26 protein-coding genes are annotated in these 24,278 nt (G+C 65.6%); 8 read left to right on the top strand and 18 right to left on the bottom strand.

The features are described 5' to 3' along the window. Nucleotides 1-62 precede the first annotated feature (62 nt). The 18 genes from QHG62_RS16755 to QHG62_RS16670 form a co-directional block, all read right to left on the bottom strand. Nucleotides 63-1,718 carry an ATP-dependent DNA ligase gene (locus QHG62_RS16755; RefSeq protein WP_281146731.1) on the bottom strand — a complete coding sequence of 552 codons (1,656 nt, stop codon included), beginning with the start codon at nt 1,716-1,718 and terminating at the stop codon, nt 63-65. Further along, the gene (locus QHG62_RS16750) at nt 1,715-2,836 is read right to left on the bottom strand and encodes a ligase-associated DNA damage response exonuclease (protein ID WP_281146730.1); all 1,122 of its coding nucleotides are present in this window, start codon (nt 2,834-2,836) and stop codon (nt 1,715-1,717) included. Before QHG62_RS16750 ends, QHG62_RS16755 begins: the two co-directional genes overlap by 4 nt. A gap of 70 nt (nt 2,837-2,906) precedes the next feature. Next, complete coding sequence (locus tag QHG62_RS16745) at nt 2,907-3,425, bottom strand: DUF3617 domain-containing protein (protein WP_281146729.1); 519 nt, start codon at nt 3,423-3,425, stop codon at nt 2,907-2,909. A gap of 90 nt (nt 3,426-3,515) precedes the next feature. After that, a complete protein-coding gene (locus tag QHG62_RS16740) occupies nt 3,516-4,220 on the bottom strand; it encodes a phosphatase PAP2 family protein (RefSeq protein ID WP_281146728.1) in 705 nt (234 codons plus the stop codon). A gap of 52 nt (nt 4,221-4,272) precedes the next feature. Continuing rightward, nucleotides 4,273-5,400 (bottom strand): Gfo/Idh/MocA family protein, encoded by a 1,128-nt coding sequence (locus QHG62_RS16735; RefSeq protein ID WP_432445620.1) that lies wholly within the window; start codon nt 5,398-5,400, stop codon nt 4,273-4,275. Between the two features lie 37 nt (nt 5,401-5,437). Then, nucleotides 5,438-6,400, bottom strand: a complete 963-nt coding sequence (locus QHG62_RS16730) for a substrate-binding domain-containing protein (protein WP_281146726.1) — start codon at nt 6,398-6,400, stop codon at nt 5,438-5,440. 46 nt (nt 6,401-6,446) lie between these two features. Next, nucleotides 6,447-7,448: an ABC transporter permease gene (locus QHG62_RS16725; RefSeq protein WP_281146725.1), complete on the bottom strand. Its 1,002-nt coding sequence runs from the start codon at nt 7,446-7,448 to the stop codon at nt 6,447-6,449. Beyond that, nucleotides 7,435-8,970, bottom strand: a complete 1,536-nt coding sequence (locus QHG62_RS16720; RefSeq protein ID WP_281146724.1) for a sugar ABC transporter ATP-binding protein — start codon at nt 8,968-8,970, stop codon at nt 7,435-7,437. The genes QHG62_RS16725 and QHG62_RS16720 overlap by 14 nt, the downstream gene beginning before the upstream one ends. Beyond that, nucleotides 8,967-10,136, bottom strand: coding sequence for an ROK family protein (locus tag QHG62_RS16715; RefSeq protein WP_281151685.1), 1,170 nt, complete (start codon nt 10,134-10,136; stop codon nt 8,967-8,969). Before QHG62_RS16715 ends, QHG62_RS16720 begins: the two co-directional genes overlap by 4 nt. Nucleotides 10,137-10,376: 240 nt before the next feature. After that, entirely contained in the window at nt 10,377-10,796 is a 420-nt protein-coding gene (locus QHG62_RS16710; RefSeq protein WP_126749114.1) for a F0F1 ATP synthase subunit epsilon, read from the bottom strand. 18 nt (nt 10,797-10,814) lie between these two features. Continuing rightward, a complete protein-coding gene (gene atpD, locus QHG62_RS16705; protein WP_126749115.1) occupies nt 10,815-12,230 on the bottom strand; it encodes a F0F1 ATP synthase subunit beta in 1,416 nt (471 codons plus the stop codon). 48 nt (nt 12,231-12,278) lie between these two features. Then, the gene (gene atpG / locus QHG62_RS16700) at nt 12,279-13,154 is read right to left on the bottom strand and encodes a F0F1 ATP synthase subunit gamma (protein WP_281146723.1); all 876 of its coding nucleotides are present in this window, start codon (nt 13,152-13,154) and stop codon (nt 12,279-12,281) included. Nucleotides 13,155-13,175: 21 nt separating this feature from the next. Further along, entirely contained in the window at nt 13,176-14,729 is a 1,554-nt protein-coding gene (atpA, locus tag QHG62_RS16695; protein WP_281146722.1) for a F0F1 ATP synthase subunit alpha, read from the bottom strand. Between the two features lie 49 nt (nt 14,730-14,778). Next, nucleotides 14,779-15,309: a F0F1 ATP synthase subunit delta gene (locus QHG62_RS16690; protein WP_281146721.1), complete on the bottom strand. Its 531-nt coding sequence runs from the start codon at nt 15,307-15,309 to the stop codon at nt 14,779-14,781. Between the two features lie 7 nt (nt 15,310-15,316). Beyond that, entirely contained in the window at nt 15,317-15,787 is a 471-nt protein-coding gene (locus tag QHG62_RS16685) for a F0F1 ATP synthase subunit B (RefSeq protein WP_157616184.1), read from the bottom strand. 34 nt (nt 15,788-15,821) lie between these two features. Further along, nucleotides 15,822-16,079 carry a F0F1 ATP synthase subunit C gene (atpE, locus tag QHG62_RS16680; protein WP_124958928.1) on the bottom strand — a complete coding sequence of 86 codons (258 nt, stop codon included), beginning with the start codon at nt 16,077-16,079 and terminating at the stop codon, nt 15,822-15,824. 49 nt (nt 16,080-16,128) lie between these two features. Next, a complete protein-coding gene (gene atpB / locus QHG62_RS16675) occupies nt 16,129-17,007 on the bottom strand; it encodes a F0F1 ATP synthase subunit A (RefSeq protein WP_281146720.1) in 879 nt (292 codons plus the stop codon). 24 nt (nt 17,008-17,031) lie between these two features. Continuing rightward, nucleotides 17,032-17,505, bottom strand: a complete 474-nt coding sequence (locus QHG62_RS16670) for an ATP synthase subunit I (RefSeq protein ID WP_281146719.1) — start codon at nt 17,503-17,505, stop codon at nt 17,032-17,034. Nucleotides 17,506-17,661: 156 nt separating this feature from the next. On the opposite strand from QHG62_RS16670, the gene QHG62_RS16665 reads away from it, so the two are divergent. Genes QHG62_RS16665 through QHG62_RS16630 form a run of 8 tightly spaced genes read left to right on the top strand, consistent with a single transcriptional unit; the run spans nt 17,662 to nt 24,278 of the window. Next, nucleotides 17,662-18,567 (top strand): D-amino acid aminotransferase, encoded by a 906-nt coding sequence (locus tag QHG62_RS16665; protein WP_281146718.1) that lies wholly within the window; start codon nt 17,662-17,664, stop codon nt 18,565-18,567. After that, nucleotides 18,564-18,872 carry a YbeD family protein gene (locus tag QHG62_RS16660; protein WP_281146717.1) on the top strand — a complete coding sequence of 103 codons (309 nt, stop codon included), beginning with the start codon at nt 18,564-18,566 and terminating at the stop codon, nt 18,870-18,872. Before QHG62_RS16665 ends, QHG62_RS16660 begins: the two co-directional genes overlap by 4 nt. A gap of 13 nt (nt 18,873-18,885) precedes the next feature. Beyond that, the gene (gene lipB / locus QHG62_RS16655) at nt 18,886-19,587 is read left to right on the top strand and encodes a lipoyl(octanoyl) transferase LipB (protein ID WP_281146716.1); all 702 of its coding nucleotides are present in this window, start codon (nt 18,886-18,888) and stop codon (nt 19,585-19,587) included. A gap of 7 nt (nt 19,588-19,594) precedes the next feature. Then, nucleotides 19,595-20,593: a lipoyl synthase gene (gene lipA / locus QHG62_RS16650; RefSeq protein ID WP_281146715.1), complete on the top strand. Its 999-nt coding sequence runs from the start codon at nt 19,595-19,597 to the stop codon at nt 20,591-20,593. Further along, complete coding sequence (locus tag QHG62_RS16645) at nt 20,590-22,074, top strand: glycosyltransferase family 4 protein (protein ID WP_281146714.1); 1,485 nt, start codon at nt 20,590-20,592, stop codon at nt 22,072-22,074. Before lipA ends, QHG62_RS16645 begins: the two co-directional genes overlap by 4 nt. Then, nucleotides 22,071-22,847 (top strand): hypothetical protein, encoded by a 777-nt coding sequence (locus QHG62_RS16640; RefSeq protein ID WP_281146713.1) that lies wholly within the window; start codon nt 22,071-22,073, stop codon nt 22,845-22,847. Before QHG62_RS16645 ends, QHG62_RS16640 begins: the two co-directional genes overlap by 4 nt. Beyond that, a complete protein-coding gene (cysC, locus tag QHG62_RS16635) occupies nt 22,837-23,388 on the top strand; it encodes an adenylyl-sulfate kinase (protein WP_281146712.1) in 552 nt (183 codons plus the stop codon). Before QHG62_RS16640 ends, cysC begins: the two co-directional genes overlap by 11 nt. Further along, nucleotides 23,385-24,278, top strand: a complete 894-nt coding sequence (locus QHG62_RS16630; RefSeq protein WP_281146711.1) for a sulfotransferase family protein — start codon at nt 23,385-23,387, stop codon at nt 24,276-24,278. The genes cysC and QHG62_RS16630 overlap by 4 nt, the downstream gene beginning before the upstream one ends.

Raw genomic sequence — 24,278 nt, 5'->3', positions numbered from 1 at the left:
ACGGCAGCAGCGCAGCCAGTCCCCCGGGAGGGGAGGGAGAAATTCGGGGTCCACCGGCGCAGTCATGACGGCAGCAGCGCAGCCAGCGTCTGCAACGTATCCGCCTCCGCCACCGGCTTGTCCTCGCGCCAGCGCAGCATGCGCGGAAAGCGCACGGCAATGCCGCTCTTGTGGCGCGTGCTGCGCGCAATGCCCTCGAAGCCGAGCTCGAACACAAGGGTGGGCTCCACGCTGCGCACCGGGCCGAAGCTCTCCACCGTGGTCTTGCGGATGATCGCGTCCACGCGCGCCATCTCTGCATCGGTCAGGCCCGAATAGGCCTTGGCAAAGGGCACGAGCTTGCGGTCCTGCTGTTCGGGCGGGCCGTCCCAAACGGCAAAGGTGTAGTCGCTGTAGAGGCTGGCGCGCCGGCCGTGGCCGCGCTGCGCGTAGATGAGCACGGCGTCGACGCTGAGCGGATCGATCTTCCACTTCCACCACACGCCCACGTCCTTGGTGCGACCCACGCCGTACTGCGCATCGCGGCGCTTGAGCATCATGCCTTCGACACCCATGCTGCGCGCTGCTTCGCGCTGGCGGGCAAGGTCGCCCCACTCGGCGCCGGTGAGCATCGGGCTGGGCAGCAGCGACGGATGCTGCATGCGTGTGACCAAGTCGTCGAGCAGCACGCGGCGTTCCCATTGCGGCAGCGCGCGCAGGTCGCGGCCTTCCCATTCGAGAATGTCGTAAGCCAGCAGCACCACCGGTATTTCGCGCAGCAGCTTCGCGCCCAGGGTCTTGCGGCCGATGCGCTTCTGCAGCTCCGCAAAGGGCTGCACCCTGTCTTCGCGCCAAACGGCAATTTCGCCGTCGAGCACCGTGCCGTCTGGCAATGCCTCGCCGAGCACGGCAAGTTCGGGAAAGCGCTCGGTCACCAGTTCTTCACCGCGCGACCACAGCCAGACCGCACCCGCGCGCTTCACCAGTTGCGCGCGGATGCCGTCCCACTTCCATTCGACGACCCAATCGGCCGGCGGACCGAGCGCCGCATCGAACTGTTCGAGCGGCAGGTTGAACGCATGCGCCAGAAAGAAGGGGTACGGCTGCCCGCTGGTCTTTTGCACCTGCTCCGCACCCGACTCCGGCGCGATGAGTGCGCGGTACTCGTCGGCGCGTGGGCGGCCGCCAATGTGGGTGTAGCCCATGAGCCGCTGCGCCACGCGCTTGGGGTCGATGCCGCCCACCGCCGCGAGCGCCTGCGTGACTTGCAGCTTCGACACGCCCACGCGGAAGGCGCCGGTGATGAGCTTGAAATACACCAGCCGCTCTTCGGCCGCAAGCTGGCGCCACTGCGCGCGCAGCCGCGCGGGCAGTTCGTCGGGCGCCGACTTGCCCGCCTCGCGCAGCGGCAGCAGGTGCTCCTCGACCCAGCGCGCCAGGCCCAGGTCGTGCGCCTCGGTGGGCGGTGGCAGCAGCAGCGCGATGGTTTCCGCGAGGTCGCCGACCGCCTCGTAGCTTTCGTCGAACAGCCATTCGGGAAGGCCCGCCGCCTCTTGCGCGAGCAGGCGCAGCAGCTTGGTGGGCACCAGCTGGCGCGGCTTGCCGCCGGCCAGGAAGTACACGGCCCATGCCGCATCGGCAGGGTCGGCCTCGCGCAAGTAGCGCTGCAGCGCGGCCTGCTTGGCAAGGCTCGAGGTGCTGGCGTCGAGCTCGCGGTAGAGCGCGGCAAAGTCCTTCATGCCTTTGCTCCTTCCCCCTCTGGGGGAAGGCCGGGATGGGGGCTGCCAGCGTCCGCATCGAGCGCCGCTGGCCCCCTCCCCGGCCCTCCCCCGGAAGGGGAGGGAGTTTCCTGGTCATCTTCATCGCCGTATTCGGTCTTGAAGCCCTGTGCCTCCAGCCCGTTCTCGGTGAGCCAGCGCACCATGACCGCCACGCTGCCATGGGTGACGAACACCCGGCTCGCGCCAGTGCCCGCGATCGCCTGCTGCAGGCCGGGCCAGTCGGCGTGGTCGGACATGACGAAGCCCCGGTCCACGCCGCGCCGGCGGCGCGTGCCGCGCAGCTGCATCCAGCCGCTCGCAAAAGCATCGGCATAGTTGCCGAAGCGGCGCATCCACGGCGTGCCCTGCGCCGATGGCGGCGCCAGCACCAGCGCGCGCTTCAAGAGCGCGGCGTCCACACCGGGGTCGGTTACGCGCAGCGTCTCGGGCAAGGCCACGCCCGCGGCGCGATACACGGCGTTGAGCGGCTCGACCGCGCCATGCACCACGATCGGCCCGATGGAAGCATCCACACCATGCAGGATGCGCTGCGCCTTGCCGAAGGCATAGCAGAACAGCACCGATGCGCGGCCGGCCTCCGCGTTGGCGTGCCACCATGCATCGATCTCGGCGAACAGCGCGGCCTGCGTGGGCCAGCGATAGATCGGCAGCCCGAAGGTCGATTCGGTGATGAAGGTGTCGCAGGGCACGGGCTCGAAGGGCGTGCAGGTTCCGTCGGGCTCGGTCTTGTAGTCGCCCGAGGCCACCCACACGCGCCCGCCGTGTTCGAGGCGAACCTGCGCCGAGCCCAGCACGTGGCCGGCCGGGTGCAGCGAGACGCGCACGCCGTGGTGCTCGATGGCTTCGCCGTAGCCGAGCGTCTGTAGCGCAATGTCGCTGCCCAGGCGGGTGCGCAGCGTGCCGGCGCTGTCGGTATGCGCCAGGTAGTGCGCATGGCCCACGCGCGCGTGGTCCGAATGGGCGTGCGTGATGACGGCCCGCGCCACCGGCCGCCAGGGGTCGATGTAGAAATCGCCCGGCGGGCAATACAGCCCTTCGGGGCGAGCGACGACGAGATCTTCTTCCTTCGCGGCCATGGCCGCATCGTAGGCGGTGGCGGCCTTGCGCGTTGCCGAACGCGGGCCGCGAAGCGCTGTGGGCCGGCGCCTACTTCTTGCGCCCGCCCGCCATTTCGAGCACGTTCATCTTCATGCCGTTGGACATGATCATGTCGCCGGGCTTCTGGCCCGCCTTGCAGGGGCCGATCCACTTGGCTTCGATCACGGCCGAGCCTTCGGCGCGGCCCATCAGCGGCGGGCTGTAGGTCGACTTGCTTTCCATGCGGTAGGCCGAGCTGAAGTCGCCGCTCATCACCGCGTGCGAGGTGGCAGTGGTGGAGCCGATCTTGCAGACCGAATCGACAACCAGCTTGCCGCCTTCGTTGCGCAGCTCCTGCTTGGAACACGCATCCTTGCCCATGCCCTGGCCCATGTCGCGCAGGGCCTTGTCGCTGGCCGCATCGATGCACTGCTGGATGGTCTGGCTCGCGCCCTTGGCGGCGGTGCCGTCGCCGGTCTGGATTTCCCAGAGGCCGGGCTTGCGCGCCGGGTAGTCGATGGCCATGGCGGGCATGGCGGCCGCGCCGGCCAGCGTGAGAAAGGCAATGGCGGTCTGGCGAATCTTCATGAAGGGCTCCGCGTCAGGGATCTGGGAACGTTGAACGAACGAATGCCGGGTTGTACCGCAGGCGCCGGCCGGGCGGAATAGTGCAATCGCCTACGCCGGCTTCGCCTGCACAGCCGCTGCCGCAACGACGTGGCGCGGCCGCGAAGCCAGCCCGAACGCGATGCCCAGCGCCAGCCCGCCGAGCACGTCGACGAGCACATGCTGGCGCACCGCCATGGTCGAATAGACGATGGCTGCGGCCCATGCAATGTTGAACGCGCGGAGCCACATGGGCGCGGCCACATCGCGCAATTGCCGCGCCAGCACCACGCAGGCAAGCACCGAGAACGACACGTGCAGCGACGGGAACGCATTGCCGGCCGCATCGACCGATTTCAGGAAATGAAGCGAGGTGCCCGGCGTCGCATCGATGGTGAAGTTGGGTATGGCCGTGGGCACGAACCAGAACACCGCGAGCGAGATGAAGGTCATGACCGCGCAGCTCAATGCAAAGCCCTGAAACTCCCGCCTGTCCTTGGCAAGGAACACGGGCAACGCAATGTAGGCCCACAGCGAAAGATAGACCGGCAGCAGCGCGGGCCAGAAGGCGACGAGCCGGTCGAACGCGGTGAGCGGCAGCGTCCAGGGCTGGCCGGCGTTCTTCATGATCCAGAAGTACAACGGGAAGAAGCCGATGGTGGCCACCGTGTTGCCGACGAGCTTCAGCGGCCAGAGCGCAAGGCATCGCCGGCCCAGGGCGCGAAGCCAGGGCGGCGGGCCGCGAAGCGGCAGCTCTCGAAGGGAGGAACGTGTCATGGGCGCCAGGCGCCGTGCGTTGCATGCCCGCGGGTGCGGGCATGCGGCACGGCTACCAGGGCGTCCACTTTAATTCGCTTTTTGCTGAAGCCACCGTGCGCTCGATAAAGCGGACGCCGCGGGCGCCGTCTTCCACGCGCGGATAGTCGGCCGCAATGGCATCGGCCTGCTGGCCCGCGATGCGGGCGCGGATGTCCGCGGCCACGCCGCCGTAGATGTTGGCAAAGGCTTCGATGAAGCCTTCGGGATGCCCTGCGGGCAGGCGGCTCGCGCGCTGCGCCGATTCGCACAGCCACGGCGAGCCGCGGGTGAGAGTGCGCTTGGGTCCGTCGTGCGGCAGGTGCAGCAGTTCGCTCGGCCGCTCCTGGCGCCATTCGAGCGTGCCCAGCGCGCCCGAGATGCGCAGGCGCAGGTCGTTCTCCAGCCCGGTGTTGATTTGCGACGCAATCAGCACGCCGCGCGCGCCGCCCTTGAAGCGCAAGAGCAGGCTGCCGTCGTCGTCGAGCATGCGGCCGGGCACCAGCGCGCTCAGGTCGGCGCAGAGGCTTTCGATTTCCAGCCCCGTCACGCTCGCGACGAGGTTCTCGGCATGCGAGCCGATGTCGCCGATGGCACCGGCCGCGCCGCTGCGTGCGGGGTCGGTGCGCCAGTCGGCCTGCTTGTTGCCGGTGTCTTCGAGCTGGCTCGCGAGCCAGCCCTGGTTGTATTCGACGACCACCTTGCGCAGTTCGCCGAGCTGGCCCGAGCGGACCATTTCGCGCGCCTGCCGCACCATCGGGTAGCCGGTGTAGTTGTAGGTCACGCCGAAGACCGTGCCCTGCCTTGCCACGGTGGCCACGAGCGCATCGGCCTGCTCGCGCGTGTGCACCAGCGGTTTGTCGCACACCACATGAAAGCCCGCCTCGGCAAAGGCCTGCGCCACCGGAAAATGCACGTGGTTGGGCGTGACGATCGAGACGAAGTCGATGCGCTCTTGCGGCGGGCGCTTGAGCTCGTCGGCCAGCAGCGACTGCCAGTCGCCGTGGTTGCGGTCGTCGGCCAGCCCGAGGTCGCGGCCCGAGGCGCGCGCCTTCTCGGGGCTCGAAGACAGCGCGCCGGCCACGAGTTCGATCTGCCCATCCAGCGCCATGGCCTTGCGGTGCACGGCGCCGATGAAGGCGTCGCGCCCGCCGCCGACCATGGCGCAGCGGAGCTTGCGAAAAGCGTTCTCGGTCACCTTAGAACGGCGAGTTCGGGTGGTAGAAGTCTTTCGCGTTTTCCTTGGTGATCAGCACCGAAGGAATGATGGTGGTCGCGGGCAGCTTCTCGCCCTTCAGCCGCGCCTCGGCCGTGAGCTTGATGGCGTCGTAGATGAACTTGGGCGAGTAGCTCACGTCAGCGCCAATGCGCTTGTCCTTGCCGTCCATGATGGTCTTGACCATGCCCTTTGCGCCCGCGCCGCCAAAGACGATCTTGATGTCGTCGCGCTTGGCCTGCTCGATGGCCTTGAGCACGCCCACGGCCATGTCGTCGTCGGCCGCCCAGATGGCGTCGATCTGCTTGAAGCGCGTGAGGTAGTCCTGCGTGACCTTGAAGGCGTCGTCGCGGTTCCAGTTGGCGTACTTGGCGTCGAGCAGCTTGATGTCCGGATGGTTCTTGAGCACCGCGTTGAAGGCGTCCATGCGCTCGTTGTCGAGCGTGGTGGCAATGCCGCGCAGTGCAACCACGTTGCCCTTGCCGCCGAGCTGCTTGGCAATGTACTCAGCCGGGATGCGGCCGAAGGCGGTGTTGTCGCCGGCCACGTACGCATCCTGCGCGCTGGTGTCGGTGAGGCCGCGGTCGACCACGGTCACGTAGGCGCCCTTGGCCTTGACCTGCGCCACCGGCTTGGTCAGCGCAGCCGATTCGAACGGGAACACCACGAGCGCGTTGATCTTGGTGACGGTCGAGAGGTCTTGCAGCTGGTTCGCCTGCTCGGGTGCGTTGGCGGCGGTCTTGATCGTGATCTTCAGGTCCTTGTGTTCCTTCTCGAGATCTTTCTTCGCCTGGTTGGCCCAGTAGTTGATGCCGCCCATGAAGCTGTGCGTGGCCGCGGGAATCGAAACGCCGAGGTTCACTTTCTCGGCGGCGAGCGCGGGCAGGCTCGCGAGCGCTGCTGCGGCCACGGCCGTGAGTGCGATGCGGCGGGTGAAGCTTGTCATGCTGGATGTCTCCTTGTGGTTGATGGTGAAGCGGAACGGGAACGAACTAGCGGCGGCCGCGCTGCAGGAACGCGACGATGATGATCACGAAGCCCTGCACCGCGGCGTTGAGGTACACGCTGATGATGCTGGTGAGGTTCAGAATGTTGCTGATGACCGAGAGCAGGATGGCGCCCACCACGGTGCCGGTGATGCTGCCTGCACCGCCCTTGAGCGCGGTGCCGCCGACGATGACCGCGGCAATCGCCTCGAGCTCCCACAACAGGCCCGTGGTCGGAGACGCCGAGCCCAGGCGCGGCACGTAGAGCAGCGTTGCAATGCCCACGCACACGCCCAGCAGCACGTAGGTCAGGATCTTCACGCGGTCGACATCGACCGCCGCATAGCGCGCCACCTGCTCGTTGGAGCCAATGGCCTGCACATACCGGCCGTAGGCCGTGCGGTTCAAGATGACGCCGCCGATGATCGCGACGATCACGAACACCCACACCGGCACCGGAATGCCCGCAAGGCTTGCGTAATACACCGGCGCATAGAGGTCCGACAGGTCGTTGTCGAGCGTGAGCGCGCCGCCGTCGGCAAAGTAGGTGAGGTAGGCGCGAAAGATGCCGAGCGTGCCCAGCGTGACGATGAAGGGCTCGATGCGCCCCTTGGTAATGAGCAGGCCGTGCGCCAGGCCGAACAGCGCGCCCAGCACCACCGCGAGCACCGCGCCCATCACCACCGCCATGAGCGGCGAGCCCGAGGCAGGCCCGGCCCAGTTGATGAACATGATCACGCTGCCCGCGATGAGTGCCGCCATCGAGCCCACCGAAAGATCGATGCCGCCCGAGATGATCACGAAGCACATGCCCACCGCAATGATGCCGATGAAGGCCGTGCGCGTAAGCACGTTCATGGCGTTGTCGACGGTGGCGAAGTCGCTGTTGAGCAGCGTGCCAGCGATGCACAGCAGCACCAGGCCGATGACCGGGCCGAGGCCGTGCAGGCGCTCGGTCCAGCGCGGCTTGCTTTCGCTGCGGTGCTGCGCGGCTTCAGGCTGCGGCATGGGTGTCTGCTGTTCCGGTGGCATGAGCGATGAGCTCCTCTTCAGTCAGGTTGTCGGCATTGAGCGTGGCGACGAGGCGCCCCGCGCGCATCACCGCCACGCGGTGGCACAGGCCGATGAGTTCCATCAGTTCCGACGAAACGACGATCACCGCGAGCCCTTCACGGGCGAGTCGCTGGATCAGGAAATAGATGTCGCGCTTGGCGCCGATGTCGACGCCGCGCGTGGGCTCGTCGAGCACCACCACCTTGGGCTTGGGCTGCAGCACCTTGGCGAGCGCGAGCTTCTGCTGGTTGCCGCCCGAGAGCGACGATGCGCGCACGTCGAGCGAGCCGGTGCGAATGCCGTAGTCCTTCACGGCCTCGGCCAGCGCGCCGCGTTCGGCATCGGGCTGGAGCCATGGGCGGGTGTAGCGCTCGAGCGCCATCAGCGTGAGGTTCTGGCGCAGCCCGAAGTTCACGTGCAGGCCCTTGCCCTTGCGGTCCTCGCTCAGGTAGGTGAGGCCGTGCTTGGCGGCGTCGCGCGGATTGCGCCATCCCTTCTGGTCGGGCACCGGCTTGCCGAGCATCTCGACCTGGCCGCTGGCCGGCCGGAGTCCGAGCAGGCCTTCGAACAGCTCGGTGCGGCCCGCGCCGACCAGGCCCGCAAAGCCGAGGATCTCTCCGGGGCGCACTTCAAAGCCGACGTCATTCGCCCAGCCCGGCACGCTGAAGTTGCGCACGCGCATGGCAGGCGCATCGGCGGCCACCACCACGTCGCGCGGCGGGTACAGGTCGGCCAGTTCGCGGCCCACCATGAGGTTGGCCATCTGCTGGCGCGAAACCTCGGGCGTGGGCGCACGCGCGACAAAGCGGCCGTCGCGCATCACGATCACCTCGTCGGTCACCTGCTCCACTTCGTCGAGCTTGTGCGAGATGTAGACGATGGTCACGCCGTCGGCGCGCAGCTGCGCAATGAGCTTGAAGAGCCGCTCGGTCTCGCCGGGCGTGAGCGTGGCGGTGGGCTCGTCCATGATGAGCAGGCGCGCGCGGCGTGCAATGGCCTTGGCAATTTCGACGAGCTGCTTTTCCGCGACGATGAGCCGGCGGACCTTGGTGCGCGGATCGACCTGCAGCCCGACTGCGGCCAGTGCTGCGGCGGCATCGCGTTCCATCGACGCGTCGTCGAGCAGCCAGCCCTTCTTCTTCTCGTGGCCGAGAAAGATGTTCTGCGCCACGCTCAGGTCTTCGGCAAGATTGAATTCCTGGTGGATCAGCACGATGCCCAGCGCCTCCGCATCGCGCGAGCTCGCGAAGTGCCGGGGCTCGCCGTTGATGCGCAGCGTGCCGCCGGTCGGCTGTTCGTAGCCCGAGAGAATCTTCATCAACGTGGACTTGCCCGCGCCGTTTTCGCCGAGCAGCCCGTAGACGCGGCCCGGCGCCAGCGCAAAGCTCACGCCGTGCAGCACCTGCACGGGGCCGAAGGCCTTCACCACATCGGCAAACTCGACCGCGACGCTTCCCTTGGTTTCTGCTGCGGTCATGGCGCCACTCCGCGGACTTTGAGTGTTTCGTGCATCGCGAGCACGCCGGCGCCGATCAGCCCGCCCTGCACGCCCAGCGGCGTGTACTGGATCTCCAGGTGCCGAGTCGAAAGCGCCAGCGAACGCTGATACACGCTCTGCCGCACGGCCGCCAGAAAGAGCGGCCCGATGCGCGTGATGCCGCCGCCGATGAACACGTGCGACGGGTTGAAGAAATTCACCACCGACGCCAGCATCTGGCCGATGAGGTTGCCGGCGCGCTGGATGATGCCGTTGGCCGCCGTGTCACCGGCGCGGCTCGCCTGGCCGACGTCGACGGCATCGATGTGCCCATGCACGCGCAGGCATTCGGCGAGCATCGCGCTTTCGCCGGCTTCGGCCGCCCGCACGGCCATGCGCGTGATGGCCGGCCCCGCCGCCATGGCTTCCACGCAGCCCACATTGCCGCAGTGGCAGCGCGGGCCTTCCTGGTCGACGCAAATGTGGCCCACGTCGCCGGCCGACCCCGCGGCGCCGCGATAGACCTCGCCGTGGCAGACGATGCCGCAGCCGATGCCGGTGCCGATCTTGATCACGAGAAAGTTGTTGAGCGAGCGCTTGAGCCGCCAGAGCTCGCCAAGGGCCATCAGGTTCACGTCGTTGTCGACGAAGACGGGCGCCGCGTAGTCCTCGCGCAGATAGTCGCGAATCGAGAAGCTATCCCATGCCGGCATGAGCGGCGGGTTCACGAGCTGCCCGATCTCGAAGTTGACGGGGCCCGGCACGCCGATGCCGATGCCAAGCACGTTCCTGGCGCTGCTGTTGCAGCGTGCGAGCAGCTCGCGCATCAGCACGCGCACCCGGGCCAGTACCACGGCGGGGCCTTCGCGCACGTCGGCGGGTTCGTCGTGCTGTGCAAGCACGGTGAGGTCCGGGCGCAGCACCGCAACGTCGAGGCTGGTGGCGCCAATGTCGATGCCGACCAGCACGCCCAGGCCTGCATGCAGCTGCAGGTTTTCGGCACGCCGCCCGCCGGATGAGCGCTGGAGACCGGCTTCGGCAAGGAGGCCTTGCTCGACCAGGCCCGCAATCAATGCGTTTGCCTTGCTCTTGGAAAAGCCGAGCTGTTCAGCCATGGCATGGCGCGAGCCGCCGGCCGACCAGAACGTAGTCTCCAGCAACCGCATTTCGTCCGCAGTGATGCCGCTCCAGCGTGTCACGCGTTGTTGTCTCCGTCTTGTTTGCCTGCGCAGAAACTTGCCGCAGGTGATTGATCGCGAATACTAGAGGCAGGTCTTCAGCCGGACAAGGCTGAACTTCGACCAAATTCAGATCGAAGAGAGATGCAAATCAGATTTCGCGGACGAAAAAAAGCCGCCCGGGGGCGGCTTTCTTCTGGCGCAGCCTCGATCGGGCTGCTGCAGTATTTACTTCTTCTGGCGGTACTTGCGAAGCGCCGCGATCTGGGCAGCCATGACGGCGAGTTCGGATTGCGCCATGGCAATGTCGATGTCGCTCTTGGCGTTCTTGAGCGCTTCTTCCGCGGCGGCCTTGGCCTGGTTGGCCTTTTCGTCGTCGAGGTCCTTGCCGCGAATGGCGGTGTCGGACAGCACGGTGACGGTGTCGGGCTGCACTTCGAGAATGCCGCCAGCCACGAAGACGAACTCTTCGCCGCCGTCGGCCGTTTCGATGCGCACTGCACCCGGGCGGATGCGCGTGATCAGCGGCGTGTGGCGCGGATAGATGCCGAGCTCGCCGGCTTCACCGGGCAGCGCGACGAACTTGGCCTCACCCGAGAAGATCGACTCTTCTGCGGAGACCACGTCGACGTGAATGGTGTTTGCCATGTGCGTTCCTGCGCCGCTTTACGCGACCTTCTTGGCCTTCTCGAAAGCCTCGTCGATGGTACCGACCATGTAGAACGCTTGTTCCGGCAGGTGGTCGGCTTCGCCGTTCACGATCATCTTGAAGCCGCGGATGGTTTCGGCCAGCGGCACGTACTTGCCAGGCGAGCCGGTGAACACTTCGGCCACGTGGAACGGCTGCGACAGGAAACGCTGGATCTTGCGGGCGCGGGCCACGGCAAGCTTGTCTTCCGGCGCCAGTTCGTCCATACCCAGAATTGCGATGATGTCGCGCAGTTCCTTGTAGCGCTGCAGCGTGCCCTGCACGGCGCGGGCCACGTTGTAGTGCTCTTCGCCGACCACGTTCGGGTCGAGCTGGCGCGAGGTCGAGTCGAGCGGGTCCACGGCGGGGTAGATACCGAGCGAAGCGATGTCGCGCGACAGCACCACGGTGGAGTCCAGGTGGGCGAAGGTGGTGGCGGGCGACGGGTCGGTCAAGTCGTCGGCCGGCACGTACACGGCTTGGATCGAGGTGATCGAGCCGACCTTGGTCGACGTGATGCGCTCTTGCAGGCGGCCCATTTCTTCGGCGAGCGTCGGCTGGTAGCCCACGGCGGAAGGCATGCGGCCCAGCAGAGCCGACACTTCGGTACCGGCCAGCGTGTAGCGGTAGATGTTGTCCACGAAGAACAGCACGTCGCGGCCTTCGTCGCGGAACGATTCGGCAATGGTCAGGCCGGTCAGGGCCACGCGCAGGCGGTTGCCCGGGGGTTCGTTCATCTGGCCGTAGACCATGGCCACCTTCGAGTCTTCGAGCTTCTCGAGGTTCACGACGCCGGAGTCGGCCATCTCGTGATAGAAGTCGTTGCCTTCGCGGGTACGTTCACCCACGCCGGCGAACACCGACAGACCCGAGTGAGCCTTGGCGATGTTGTTGATGAGTTCCATCATGTTCACGGTCTTGCCCACGCCGGCGCCGCCGAACAGGCCCACCTTGCCGCCCTTGGCGAACGGGCACACCAGGTCGATCACCTTGATGCCGGTTTCCAGCAGGTCTTGCGAGGGCGACAGTTCGTCGTATGCGGGTGCCTTGCGGTGGATCGAAGCGGTGAGCTCCTGGCCGACCGGGCCGCGCTCGTCGATGGGCGCGCCGAGCACGTCCATGATGCGGCCCAGCGTGGCCTTGCCGACCGGCACCGTGATGGGCGCGCCGGTGTTGGTGACGATCAGGCCGCGGCGCAGGCCGTCGGACGAGCCGAGTGCAATGGTGCGCACCACGCCGTCGCCGAGCTGCTGCTGGACTTCGAGGGTCAGCGCGCTGCCTTCGAACTTCAAAGCGTCATAGACCTTCGGCATCTGGTCGCGCGGGAACTCCACGTCGACCACAGCGCCGATACATTGAACGATCTTGCCTTGCACTGCGTTTGCTTGAGCCATGTGTGCTCCGATAAAAATTGTTTGTAGGGGGACGACCGTGAAACTGGCTTACACGCCCGCGGCTGCCGCCGCGCCCGAGACGATCTCGGAGAGTTCCTTGGTGATGCCGGCCTGACGGGTCTTGTTGTAGACCAGCTTGAGCTCGCTGATCACATTGCCGGCGTTGTCGGTTGCAGCCTTCATCGCAACCATGCGGGCCGAGTGCTCGGACGCCATGTTCTCGGCCACGGCCTGGTAGACCAGCGACTCCACATAGCGCACCAGCAGCTCATCGATCACGCTTTCAGGATCGGGCTCGTAGATGTAGTCCCACGAGTGCTGGCCTTCTTCCATCTTCAGCGACTCGGCCGCGAGCGGAAGCAGGGGCTCGACGATCGGCTCTTGCTTGATGGTGTTGATGAACTTCGTGTAGCACAGGTACACCGCCGACAGCTTGCCTTCGGCATAGGCGTCGAGCAGCGTCTTGACCGGGCCGATGAGCTTGTCCAGGTGAGGCGTGTCGCCCAGATGGGTGACGTGCGCGACCACGCGGGCACCGATGCGGTTCAGGAAGCCCAGGCCCTTGCTGCCGATGGCCACCGACTCGATGGCCGTGCCGGCCGCCTGCGCTTCGCGCAGCTTGGTGGTCACGGCGCGCAGCAGGTTGGTGTTCAAGCCGCCGCACAAGCCCTTGTCGCTCGTCACGATGATGAAGCCGATGGCCTTGGCCTCGTTCGTCTTCATGAACGCGTGAACGTATTCGGGGTTTGCACGGCCCAGGTTGGCCGCGATGTTGCGAATCTTCTCGCTGTAGGGGCGCGCGGCGCGCATGCGCTCCTGCGCCTTGCGCATCTTGGAGACCGAGACCATTTCCATGGCCTTGGTGATCTTCTTGGTGTTTTCCACCGATTTGATCTTGCCGCGGATTTCCTTACCAGCTGCCATGGGGGCTCCTTGTCAGGTCGATCAGGCGAACGACTTCTTGAACGCGGTGATCGCGCTCGTCAGTTCGGCCTCGGCGTCCTTGTCGAGCGCCTTGGCTTGCTCGATCTTGTCGAGCAGGGGACCGTGGCTGGTCTTCAGGAACTGGTGCAGGCCATGCTCGAAGGGCAGAACCTTCTTGATGTCCAGGTCGTCCATGAAACCCTTGTTCACGGCAAACAGCGTGGCACCCATCAGCGAGATCGGCAGCGGGCTGTACTGGGCCTGCTTCAGCAGTTCGGTCACGCGGGCACCGCGGTCGAGTTGCTTGCGGGTGGCTTCGTCCAGGTCGGAGGCGAACTGCGCGAACGCAGCCAGCTCGCGGTACTGCGCGAGGTCGGTACGGATACCGCCCGACAGGCCCTTGATGATCTTGGTCTGGGCTGCCGAACCCACGCGCGACACCGAGATACCGGCGTTGATGGCGGGGCGGATACCTGCGTTGAACAGGTTGGTTTCCAGGAAGATCTGGCCGTCGGTGATCGAGATCACGTTGGTCGGCACGAAAGCGGACACGTCGCCGGCTTGCGTTTCGATGATCGGCAGCGCGGTGAGCGAGCCGGTCTTGCCCTTGACTTCACCCTTGGTGAAGGCTTCCACGTAGTCGGCGTTGACGCGCGCGGCGCGCTCGAGCAGACGGCTGTGGAGATAGAACACGTCGCCGGGGTAGGCTTCGCGGCCTGGCGGGCGGCGCAGCAGCAGCGACACCTGGCGGTACGCAACGGCTTGCTTGGAGAGGTCGTCATAGACGATCAGCGCGTCCTGGCCGCGGTCGCGGAAGTATTCGCCCATGGTGCAGCCCGAGTAGGCCGACACGTATTGCATGGCTGCCGATTCGGAGGCCGATGCGGCCACCACGATCGTGTAGTCCATGGCGCCCACTTGTTCGAGCGCGCGCACCACGTTCTTGATCGACGAAGCCTTCTGGCCGATCGCGACGTAGATGCAGGTCACGCCCTGGCCCTTCTGGGCAATGATGGCGTCGATGGCCACGGCGGTCTTGCCGGTCTGGCGGTCGCCGATGATCAGCTCGCGCTGGCCGCGGCCGATCGGCACCATCGAGTCGATGGACTTCAGGCCGGTTTGCAGGGGCTGGTCGACCGACTTGCGGGCGATCACGCCCGGAGCGACCTTTTCGATCACGTCGGTCATCTTGGCGTTGATCGGACCCTTGCCGTCGATCGGCTGGCCCAGCGCATTGACCACGCGGCCGATGAGCTCGGGGCCGACCGGCACTTCCAGGATGCGGCCGGTGCACTTGACCGTGTCGCCTTCGGAGATGTGCTCGTATTCGCCCAGAATCACGGCGCCGACCGAGTCGCGCTCGAGGTTCAGCGCCAGGCCGAACGACGGCGTGCCGTCAGCGCTCGGCGGGAATTCAAGCATTTCGCCTTGCATCGCGTCGGACAGGCCGTGCACGCGCACGATGCCGTCGGTCACCGAAACCACGGTGCCTTCGTTGCGGATGTTGGCACTGACGCCGAGACCCTCGATGCGGCTCTTGATCAGTTCGGAAATTTCTGCGGGATTGAGTTGCATGACTCTTTCCTTCTTTCTGTAAATGGGGCCAACTGGCTGCCGCCCGCCGTCAGGCGGTCAGCGCCGCTTTCATTTGTTCGAGGCGCGCCTTGACCGAGGTGTCGAGCACTTCGTCGCCGACCACGGCACGGATGCCGCCGATGAGCGAGGGGTCGAGTTCGACCCGCGTCGTGAGCTTGCGCGCAAAGCGCCGCTCCAGCGCCGCGCCAACTTCCTGCAGCGCCGCGTCGTCGATCGGAAAAGCGCTGTAGATCACGGCATCGGCAGCCCCGCTGCGCGCATTGCACAAGGCACGGAACTGGATTGCCACTTCGGGCAATGCAGCCAGCCGGCCGTTGTCGATGACGGCGCGCAGAAAGTTCTTGCCCGCATCGGGCAAGGGCTGCTTCAAAAGCCCGGAGATCAGCTCGAACACCTGCTCGGGCGGCACCTTCGGGTTGGCCGCGAACTCCAGGAGCTGCGGGCTGCCGGCGACGGACGCCAGCTGGTCGAGCCAGCCAGCCGTGCCTTCGAGGTCGCCCGGGCAAGCCTTGAACAGCGCCTCGGCGTAAGGACGGGCAATGGTCGCGAGTTCGGCCATGTCGTCCTCAGAGCTCGGTCTTCAGGCGGCTGAGCAAGTCGGCATGAACGCCGGCATTGACTTCCTTGCGGAGAATCTGCTCGGCACCCTTGACGGCCAGTGCGGCCACCTGCTCGCGCAGCGCCTCACGCGCACGCACGGATTGCTGGTTGGCCTCTTCGCGCGCGGCGGCCACGATCTTGTTGGCCTCCTCGGTTGCGCGGCTCTTGGCCTCTTCGATGATCTGCTGGGCACGGCGCTCGGCATCGGCCAGGCGATTGGTAGTCTCGTTGCGAGACGCCACCAGTTCCTGCTCGACACGCTGGTTGGCGGAGGCCAGTTCGGCCTTGGCCTTCTCGGCGGCCGCCAGGCCCGCAGCGATCTTTTGTGCTCGTTCGTCCAAGGCCTTCGCGATCGGCGGCCACACGAATTTCATCGTGAACAGCACAAGCAGCAGGAAGACGATGGCCTGAACGAACAGGGTCGCGTTGATACTCACGGCAACACCTTTCTGGAGTGGCGTTGAACGGAAATTACTTCGGCAGAGCGGCGATGAACGGGTTGGCGAAAGCGAACAGCAGGGCAATTGCCACGCCGATCAGGAACGCAGCGTCGATCAGACCGGCCAAGATGAACATCTTGGTTTGCAGTTCGTTCATGAGTTCAGGTTGACGAGCCGACGACTCGAGGAACTTGCCGCCCATCAGTGCAATACCGATGGAAGCACCGATCGCGCCGAGACCGACGATCAAACCACAAGCCAGAGCGACGAGACCGAGAACGTTTTCCATGATGACTCCTTAATACAGATTGAAAGCAAACGAAAAGAAAAAAGAAAACTCAATGCGCTTCATGAGCCTGGCCAAGATAGATCAAGGTCAGCATCATGAAAATGAATGCCTGAAGCGTGATCACCAGGATGTGGAAGATCGCCCAGACGGTACCGGCAATGATGTGCCCGATGGGCAGCATCACTCCCGAGAACGAGGCCGCCATCGCACCACCCATGAGCGCGATCAGCATGAAAACGAGTTCACCCGCATACATGTTGCCGAACAACCGCATGCCGTGCGAAACAGTCTTTGCCAGGTATTCGATGACCTGCATCAGCAGGTTGATCGGCCAGAGCACGGGGTGCGCACCGAAAGGCGCCGTGATGAGCTCATGGCCCCAGCCGCCCAGGCCCTTGATCTTGACGCTGTAGAACAGGCACAGCAGCAGCACCGAGGTGGACAGGCCCAGCGTGGTGGACAGGTCGGCCGTGGGCACGACGCGCATGTAGGCATGGTGCGGATCGTGTCCGGCTGCCTCGAAGACCTTGGCCCAGAGCGAGGGCAGCAGGTCGACCGGCAGCATGTCCATGGCGTTCAAGAGGAAGATCCAGACGAACACGGTGAGTGCCAGCGGCGCAATGAACTTGCGGCTTTTTGCATTGTGGATGTTCGACTTGGCCTGGTTGTCGACCATTTCGACGAGCATTTCGACCGCAGCCTGAAACCGGCCCGGTACGCCCGGCGTGGCCTTGCGTGCAGCCAGCCACAGCACGAAGCAGCCCAGGACACCGACGACCAGCGCATAGAGCACCGAGTCGAGGTTGATGACATTGAAGTCGACGATGGCCTTCTGGACCACGGGATTGAGGCTCCAGTCAACTTGCCAGTGCTGGAGGTGGTGAACGATGTATTCACTCGCGGTCGGGGCGTGTCCTTCGGCGGCCATCTTTCAGCGTCTCTTTTTAAACAGTCAAATCCGGTTCAACAATCCGGGCCGCACCAGCAGGGCCACCCAGTACATTTTCATGGCGACCACCACGCCGGCCAACAAGGCCAGCCAACTGATGCCCTCGATCAGCCACGGTGCCGCCGCCAGCAAGGCAACGGTCAACGCGATCTTGATCAACTCCCACACAAAAAACTGCAGCATGACAGCAGATTGCGACACGGCACCCCGTGCCCGCCGCACACCCCGGACGAACAATGCCGCCGGAATGGCTACCGCCATGGCTCCGTAAAAAGCCGACACCGCGGCACTTGGCCGCCGAGTCCACATCCATGCCACTCCGGCCACAAGCAATCCCATGGCCACCTGGGCCCCAATCACCCACCAGGGCGACATTTCGGGATTTTTCTCGCGAAGCCGCTGGGCCTCTTCGGCGGTCAGCGGCTTGAAGTCGGAGACTTCAGCATCGATCTCGGAGACAGGAGCGCTGGTTGTCATTGGAATGCCGCTCGCGTTGTCAGCCGTGAATTTAACAAAGCCATTGATTATAAGTAGAAACCCAGCCTGCCCGACCACCCGATCTGTCACGTTTGCAAAACGAGGCCTCCTTGGCTGACCGGAGCCCGACCGGGCGCGCACAACCATAATTCCCGCATGCACCCTCTTACTGCCGCTCTCCCCTCCACGCTCTGCTACCTCGACGGCGAGTACACCGCCCTCAAGGACGCAAAGATCAGCGTGCTCGACCGTGGCTTCATTTTCGGCGACGGCATCTATGAAGTCGTCCCCGTCTACGGCGGCCAGCCCTTTTGCTTCGAAGAACACATGGCGCGGCTCGATCGTTCGCTGGCCGAGCTGCAGATTGCGAATCCGCTCACGCTTGCCCAATGGCGCGGCATCGTGATGCGGCTGGCCGAACCAGGCGGCGATGCGCCCCAAGCCGTGTACTTTCAGATTACCCGTGGCGTGGCGCCGCGCGATCATGCCATGACCAAGGGCGTGCGCCCGACGGTGTTCGTGATGGTGAATCCGCTGCCGCCGGTGGCCGATGCCGTGCGCGCCAAGGGCGTGGCCTGCGTGACCGCGGCCGACTTCCGCTGGGAGAAGGCGCACATCAAGAGCACCAGCCTTCTGGGTGCCGTGCTGGCGCGGCAGATCAGCGTGGAAGCCGGCGCGGCCGAAACCGTCATGTTCAGGGGCGAATGGCTGAGCGAAGCCTCCTCCAGCAACGTGTGGATCGTCAAGGACGGCCAACTCATCGGTCCGCCCAAGGACAACCTGGTGCTGACCGGCATCCGCTACGGCCTGCTGGAGCGCCTGTGCGCCGAGCGCGGCATTCCGTTTGCCCTGCGCCGCGTTTCGCGCGACGAAGTGTTCGGCGCGGATGAGTTGCTGCTCTCGTCGGCCAGCAAGGAAGTGCTGCCGGTGGTGACGCTCGACGGCCAGGCCATTGGGAACGGCCGACCCGGCCCCATCTATCAGGCCTTGTACGCGGCTTACCAAGAGGCCAAGCAGCGCAACGCAGAGAAGCCACAGAAACAAGGAGTGACCCCCGCATGACCAGCAGCAGCACCACCGACACGAGCACTCCGATTCCCGATCCGCGCAAGGAATCGCTGATCGAATACCCCTCGCAGTTCCCGATCAAGGTCATGGGCGTCAAGGCGGACGGCTTCGTGCATGCCATCACGCAGATTGCGGAACGCTTCGACCCGACCTTCGACGCCACCACGGTCGAGCTGCGCGACAGCAAGGCGGGTAACTACCTGGGCGTGACGATCACCGTGACCGCCACCAGCCGCGAGCAGCTCGACGACCTGTATCGCGCGCTGTCGACGCATCCGTCGGTCAAGGTCGTCCTCTGACACCAAGGCACTGATGACGGTCGCAGAACACGCACCGGCCACCGCAATTGCCCCGCGATGGCTGGGCCGCGTCGGCTATGCCGAGACCTTCGAGGCAATGAAGCGGTTCACGCTCGAGCGCGAGGCTGAAACGGCCGACGCGCTATGGATGTGCGAGCACGCACCCGTGTTCACGCAAGGCATTGCGGGCAAGCAGGACCACATCCTGAACCCCGGCGACATTCCGGTGGTGCAGACCGACCGAGGCGGGCAGGTCACCTTCCACGGCCCCGGCCAAGTGGTGGGCTATCCGCTCATCGACCTGCGCCGCGCCGGCTACTACGTGAAGGAATACGTCTACCGCATCGAGGAATCGGTGCTGCGCACGCTGGCGCACTTCGGCGTGACGGGGCACCGCGTGGCAGGCGCGCCGGGCATCTACGTGCGGCTGGACGACCCGTTTTCACATGCCGCACTGACCGGCCCGCTGCCAGCGGCCAACCCGTTTCGGGGCCTGGGCAAGATCGCAGCGCTGGGCATCAAGGTGAGCCGCCATGCCACCTACCACGGGGTGGCGCTCAACGTTGAAATGGACCTGGAACCCTTCTCGCGGATCAACCCTTGCGGATATGCGGGGCTGCAAACGGTCGATCTTTCTACAATCGGCATTCAAACCACATGGGAAGACGCTGCCCGGGTCCTGAGCCAGAAGCTCACCACCTACCTGGCGCCCTAGCAATCCAATGAGCACCACCGAAGTCGTCCGCGACGCGCAAAGCGCCGAAAACTACAACCCGCTGGCCAAGCAGAAGGCCGCGGCCAAGCTCTCGCGCATCCCCGTCAAGGTGGTTCAGGGCGAAGTGCTCAAGAAGCCCGAGTGGATTCGCGTGAAGGCCGGCAGCCCCACCACCCGCTTCTACGAAATCAAGCAGATCCTGCGCGAAAGCAACCTGCACACGGTCTGTGAAGAGGCTTCGTGCCCGAACATCGGCGAGTGCTTCGGCAACGGCACAGCCACCTTCATGATCATGGGCGACAAGTGCACGCGCCGCTGCCCGTTCTGCGACGTGGGCCATGGCCGGCCCGATCCGCTCGACAAGGACGAGCCGCTCAACCTGGCCAAGACCATTGCCAAGCTGCGCCTGAAGTACGTGGTGATCACCAGCGTCGACCGGGACGACCTGCGTGACGGCGGCAGCCAGCATTTCGTCGACTGCATCAAGAACATCCGCGAGCTCTCGCCGATGACGCAGATCGAGATCCTGGTGCCCGACTTCCGCGGCCGCGACGACCGCGCGCTCGAGATCCTGAAGGCCGCGCCGCCGGACGTGATGAACCACAACCTCGAGACCGCACCCCGTCTTTATAAAGAAGCGCGCCCCGGCAGCGACTACCAGTTCAGCCTGAACCTGCTCAAGAAGTTCAAGGCGCTGCACCCCGACGTGCCGACCAAGAGCGGCATCATGGTGGGCCTGGGCGAAACCGACGAAGAGATCCTGCAGGTGATGCGCGACATGCGCGCCCACGACATCGACATGCTGACCATCGGCCAGTACCTGTCGCCGTCGGGCTCGCACCTGCCGGTTCGCCGCTATGTGCACCCGGACACCTTCAAGATGTTCGAGGAAGAGGCCTACAAGATGGGCTTCAGCCACGCGGCAGTGGGCGCGATGGTGCGGTCCAGCTATCACGCGGACCAGCAGGCAGGGCACGTTCTGGCGGGCACGCCGCTCGGCGATTGAACGCGTCCGCATCCGAAGGGGAAGCAGGCGCTTCCACGACGGGGCGGCCACAGCGCATCCTGATTGCGATGTGCTACCTCGTGCACCGCACGGGCGCGGAGATGTTCACCCGGGATCTCGCACTGTGGCTGCGGCGGCGCGGGCATGCCGTCACCATTTTTGCAACGGCCTTCGGCGACATGGCCGACGAACTGCGCCACGCGTCGATCGCATGCATCACCGATGTGGCCGACATGGCGGCGCGGCCGGATGTGATCATCGGCAACACCCATCACGAGACGGTGCGGGCCCTGCTCCATTTTCATGACGTCCCCGTTCTCACGATCTGCCACGACCGTAGCGCGGAGCACGGCCGCCCCCCGCAGTTTTCGCAGGTGGTGCGGCATATCGCAGTCGACGAAAACTGCGCCGAGCGGCTGGAGCACGAGTTCGGCATCGAGCGCGAGCAGATCGAACTGATCCAGAACGGAATCGATCTTTCACGCTTCCTGCCGCGTGCGACGTTGCCCGCCGCGGCCCGCACGGCGCTGGTCTTCAGCAACTATGCGTCGCACGATGCCCAACTAGAGGAAATTCGCGCCGCATGCGCGGACCGCGGCCTCGCGCTGGATGTGATCGGCAGCGGCACCGGCAACCACCTGCCCGACCCGGCCGGCGCGCTCGGCCGCTACGACATCGTGTTCGGCAAGGGACGCTGTGCCACCGAGGCGCTGGTCACGGGCAACGCCGTGGTGGTGCTCGACCCCAGCTCTGGCATGGGCGAAATGGTGTTGGCCGCCACGGTAGCGCATGCGCGGCGCTGGAACTTTGGCCGGGCGCTGATGACGCGGCCGATCACGCGGCAGAACGTGATGGCCGAGCTCGATAAATTCGACGCGCAGGATGCAGCGCAGGCCGCGTCATGGATGCGTGCGAATGGAGGCCTGGACGCGACGCTGTCCGCCCTCGAGGCGTGCATCCGGCGCATGACGGACGGCCGGGCAGTCATTGCAGTGCCCGCCGAGCGGCGTGCACGCGAGATGGCGCGCTACATGGACGACTGGATCCGGCGCGGAAGCACCACCAGCGCGCACATCGGCCTTGCATCGTTGCATCAGCACGTCGCGTGGCTGCAGCAGACATCCAACGACCAGCAGCGCGCGCATCAAGCCCAGGCCGAGGTCTTGCGCGCCGATGCTCGGCGGCAGTCGGAGCATGCGGCGGCCCTGGCCCCGCGGTTGCAGGCCGCCGAAGCCGAACTGGCCGCACAAAAGCGGGATGCGGAATCCGCAATGGCTGCGGCATCGAGTGCGCAGGCCGTGCTCAGCGCACGGCTGGACGAAGCCGGTTCACGCCTGGCCGAAGCCGAGCGGCATGCGATCGAAACCGCCGCGGGCATGGACGCGCGGCTCCGCGAGATTTATGCGAGCCGGTCCTGGCGGGTCACCGCTCCGCTGCGCAAGATTTCCACCTTCATACAGGCCAGAGTTCAACGTCCATGAAACACCTGTTGATCGCCGCGCATCCGGGCCACGAGCTCCTGCTCTGGAAATGGCTTCGGAACGAACGCCCGGATGTCGTGGTGCTCACCAACGGCGCCGGATCGAACGAAGCGCCGCGGCTCGCTCCCACGGCCGACAACCTGGCGCAGGCAGGCGCCAACTGGATCTCGCAGGTGGTATCGCCCGTGGCCGATGCCGAGATCTACCAGGCACTGCTGGACGGCGATGCCGGAATGTTCGCGCAATGGGTCGAGCGCCTCACGGCGTACGTTATTTCGCAGGGCATCGAGTGCATCGTCGCGGACGAAGCGGAGGACTACAACCCTTCCCATGACCTGTGTCGCCTGCTGGCGAATCAGGTTGCCGGCCACGCAACGGCGCGCGGCCATCCGATACTGTCTTTCGGGTACTCCACGGTCGGCCATCCCAGCCCGCCGGCGCGGCTTTCGGTCGAGAACCATCTCGTGGTCGAGCTCGATGCACAGGAGCTGCGGGCCAAGCTGGCCGACATGCGCGGCTACGCGCAGCACTTCGGCGGACAGCTGCAGCGCGAACTCGACAGCTTCATTGCGGAGTTCGGCGAAGAAGCCTATGGCAGGGAATGCCTCTTTGCCGCGCGGCCCACGCGCTACGAGGAGGCAGACGCGCCCGTTGCCAAGCCATTCTTCGAGATTGCAGGCGAACAGCGCGTTGCGGCCGGCGTCTACAAGCACGTCATTCGCGGCACCCACCTGCAGGCGGTGGCCGACCGGCTGCGCGGTGATGGTCGCTGAAGCATCGATGCGCACCGATGCGCCTTGCACCCTGTGGCTCACTGGCCTGTCCGGCGCCGGCAAGACCACCCTGGCAAAGGCGCTGGCGCAAACGCTCGAGGACAGCGGGCGCCGCTGCGTCGTGCTGGACGGCGATGCCTTGCGCCTTGGGCTGAACCGGGACCTCGGTTTCAGCCCGGCGGAGCGCAGCGAGAACATTCGCCGTACTGCCGAGGTTGCGCGCTTGATGAACGATGCCGGCCTGTTAGTGGTTGCGGCGCTGATATCTCCTCTGCGGGTTGACCGGGCGCAAGCGCGCCTCATCGTCGGCGCCCGCCGCTTCTTCGAAATCCACGTCAGCACCCCGCTGGACGTTTGCGAGGCGGCGGATGTCAAGGGCCTCTACCGCAAGGCCCGGCTGGGCGAGCTTGCCCAATTTACCGGCGTCAGTGCGCCTTACGAGGCACCGGAGGGCCCAAGCCTGGCGATCGATCCCATGCGCATCGGCCTGGGGCTCGCCGTGGCAAAACTACTTGCCCTGTGTGGGGGCACAGCCCCATGAGCAATCGCTCGCCGATGCCGGTCATCGTGGGCGCGCCGCGCTCGGGCACGACCCTGCTGCGGCTGATGCTCGATGCCCATCCAGACCTGGCGATCCCGCCGGAAACCAGCTTCGTCGCCGCAGTCGCGGCGCTCGATGGGCGGGGTGACGATCTTCGCTCCCGCTTTTTGGACACGATTACCGCCTTTCCGCCAGCCGCGCCCAACTGGCAGGACTTCGGCCTCCCGCGCGAAACACTCGCCGAAGCTGTGCACGCACTCGAACCCTTCACAGTGGCTGACGGACTGCGGTCGTTCTACCGGCTCTACGCACAGCGCTTCGGCAAGTCGCGCTGGGGCGAAAAGACGCCGGACTATTCGTTTCACATCGGAATCATTGCCGCGCTGTTGCCGGAAGCCCGGTTCGTTCATCTCGTTCGCGATGGCCGCGACGTGGCGGCTTCGTGGCGCCAGCAGTGGTTCTCCCCGGGCCACGAGCCCGAAGTGCTGGCGCGCGCGTGGATGGACCGCGTTGAAGCTGCTCGCAGTGCAGGCTCCGCTTGCGCTCACTACACCGAGGTGCTCTACGAAGACCTTGTGTCGCGGCCGGAACCAGTGCTGCGCCGCCTGTGCGAGTTTCTGGAGCTTCCTTGGTCGAGCCAGATGCTGAACCACCATGAACGCGCCCCCGCCAGGCTTGAGGAACACCGGGCTCGCGTCTCGCTCGACGGCAGTTTCGTTGTGAGCCATGCGCAGCGCCTTCACCAGCAACGCAGAACGATGGAGCAACCCGGGACCGGACGCATCGGCTCCTGGCGCGAGTCGATGAGCGACGAAGAAGTGCGTCGCTTCGAGCGCATTGCGGGTGGCCTCCTGTGTCAGCTCGGCTATGAATTGCAAAGCAACGGTTGA

Source organism: Variovorax paradoxus, assembly GCF_029919115.1.
In the GTDB taxonomy this organism is placed as follows: domain Bacteria; phylum Pseudomonadota; class Gammaproteobacteria; order Burkholderiales; family Burkholderiaceae_C; genus Variovorax; species Variovorax paradoxus_O.
This window is presented reverse-complemented; position numbering and strand designations above follow the sequence as displayed.

Bases quoted from the DNA above. Each gene is read 5' to 3' on its own strand.
- QHG62_RS16755 (WP_281146731.1), bottom strand. From the start codon at position 1,718: ATGAAGGACTTTGCCGCGCTCTACCGCGAGCTCGACGCCAGCACCTCG.
- QHG62_RS16750 (WP_281146730.1), bottom strand. From the start codon at position 2,836: ATGGCCGCGAAGGAAGAAGATCTCGTCGTCGCTCGCCCCGAAGGGCTG.
- QHG62_RS16745 (WP_281146729.1), bottom strand. From the start codon at position 3,425: ATGAAGATTCGCCAGACCGCCATTGCCTTTCTCACGCTGGCCGGCGCG.
- QHG62_RS16740 (WP_281146728.1), bottom strand. From the start codon at position 4,220: ATGACACGTTCCTCCCTTCGAGAGCTGCCGCTTCGCGGCCCGCCGCCC.
- QHG62_RS16735 (WP_432445620.1), bottom strand. From the start codon at position 5,400: ATGGTCGGCGGCGGGCGCGACGCCTTCATCGGCGCCGTGCACCGCAAG.
- QHG62_RS16730 (WP_281146726.1), bottom strand. From the start codon at position 6,400: ATGACAAGCTTCACCCGCCGCATCGCACTCACGGCCGTGGCCGCAGCA.
- QHG62_RS16725 (WP_281146725.1), bottom strand. From the start codon at position 7,448: ATGCCGCAGCCTGAAGCCGCGCAGCACCGCAGCGAAAGCAAGCCGCGC.
- QHG62_RS16720 (WP_281146724.1), bottom strand. From the start codon at position 8,970: ATGACCGCAGCAGAAACCAAGGGAAGCGTCGCGGTCGAGTTTGCCGAT.
- QHG62_RS16715 (WP_281151685.1), bottom strand. From the start codon at position 10,136: ATGCGGTTGCTGGAGACTACGTTCTGGTCGGCCGGCGGCTCGCGCCAT.
- QHG62_RS16710 (WP_126749114.1), bottom strand. From the start codon at position 10,796: ATGGCAAACACCATTCACGTCGACGTGGTCTCCGCAGAAGAGTCGATC.
- atpD (WP_126749115.1), bottom strand. From the start codon at position 12,230: ATGGCTCAAGCAAACGCAGTGCAAGGCAAGATCGTTCAATGTATCGGC.
- atpG (WP_281146723.1), bottom strand. From the start codon at position 13,154: ATGGCAGCTGGTAAGGAAATCCGCGGCAAGATCAAATCGGTGGAAAAC.
- atpA (WP_281146722.1), bottom strand. From the start codon at position 14,729: ATGCAACTCAATCCCGCAGAAATTTCCGAACTGATCAAGAGCCGCATC.
- QHG62_RS16690 (WP_281146721.1), bottom strand. From the start codon at position 15,309: ATGGCCGAACTCGCGACCATTGCCCGTCCTTACGCCGAGGCGCTGTTC.
- atpE (WP_124958928.1), bottom strand. From the start codon at position 16,079: ATGGAAAACGTTCTCGGTCTCGTCGCTCTGGCTTGTGGTTTGATCGTC.
- atpB (WP_281146720.1), bottom strand. From the start codon at position 17,007: ATGGCCGCCGAAGGACACGCCCCGACCGCGAGTGAATACATCGTTCAC.
- QHG62_RS16670 (WP_281146719.1), bottom strand. From the start codon at position 17,505: ATGACAACCAGCGCTCCTGTCTCCGAGATCGATGCTGAAGTCTCCGAC.
- QHG62_RS16665 (WP_281146718.1), top strand. From the start codon at position 17,662: ATGCACCCTCTTACTGCCGCTCTCCCCTCCACGCTCTGCTACCTCGAC.
- QHG62_RS16660 (WP_281146717.1), top strand. From the start codon at position 18,564: ATGACCAGCAGCAGCACCACCGACACGAGCACTCCGATTCCCGATCCG.
- lipB (WP_281146716.1), top strand. From the start codon at position 18,886: ATGACGGTCGCAGAACACGCACCGGCCACCGCAATTGCCCCGCGATGG.
- lipA (WP_281146715.1), top strand. From the start codon at position 19,595: ATGAGCACCACCGAAGTCGTCCGCGACGCGCAAAGCGCCGAAAACTAC.
- QHG62_RS16640 (WP_281146713.1), top strand. From the start codon at position 22,071: ATGAAACACCTGTTGATCGCCGCGCATCCGGGCCACGAGCTCCTGCTC.
- cysC (WP_281146712.1), top strand. From the start codon at position 22,837: ATGGTCGCTGAAGCATCGATGCGCACCGATGCGCCTTGCACCCTGTGG.
- QHG62_RS16630 (WP_281146711.1), top strand. From the start codon at position 23,385: ATGAGCAATCGCTCGCCGATGCCGGTCATCGTGGGCGCGCCGCGCTCG.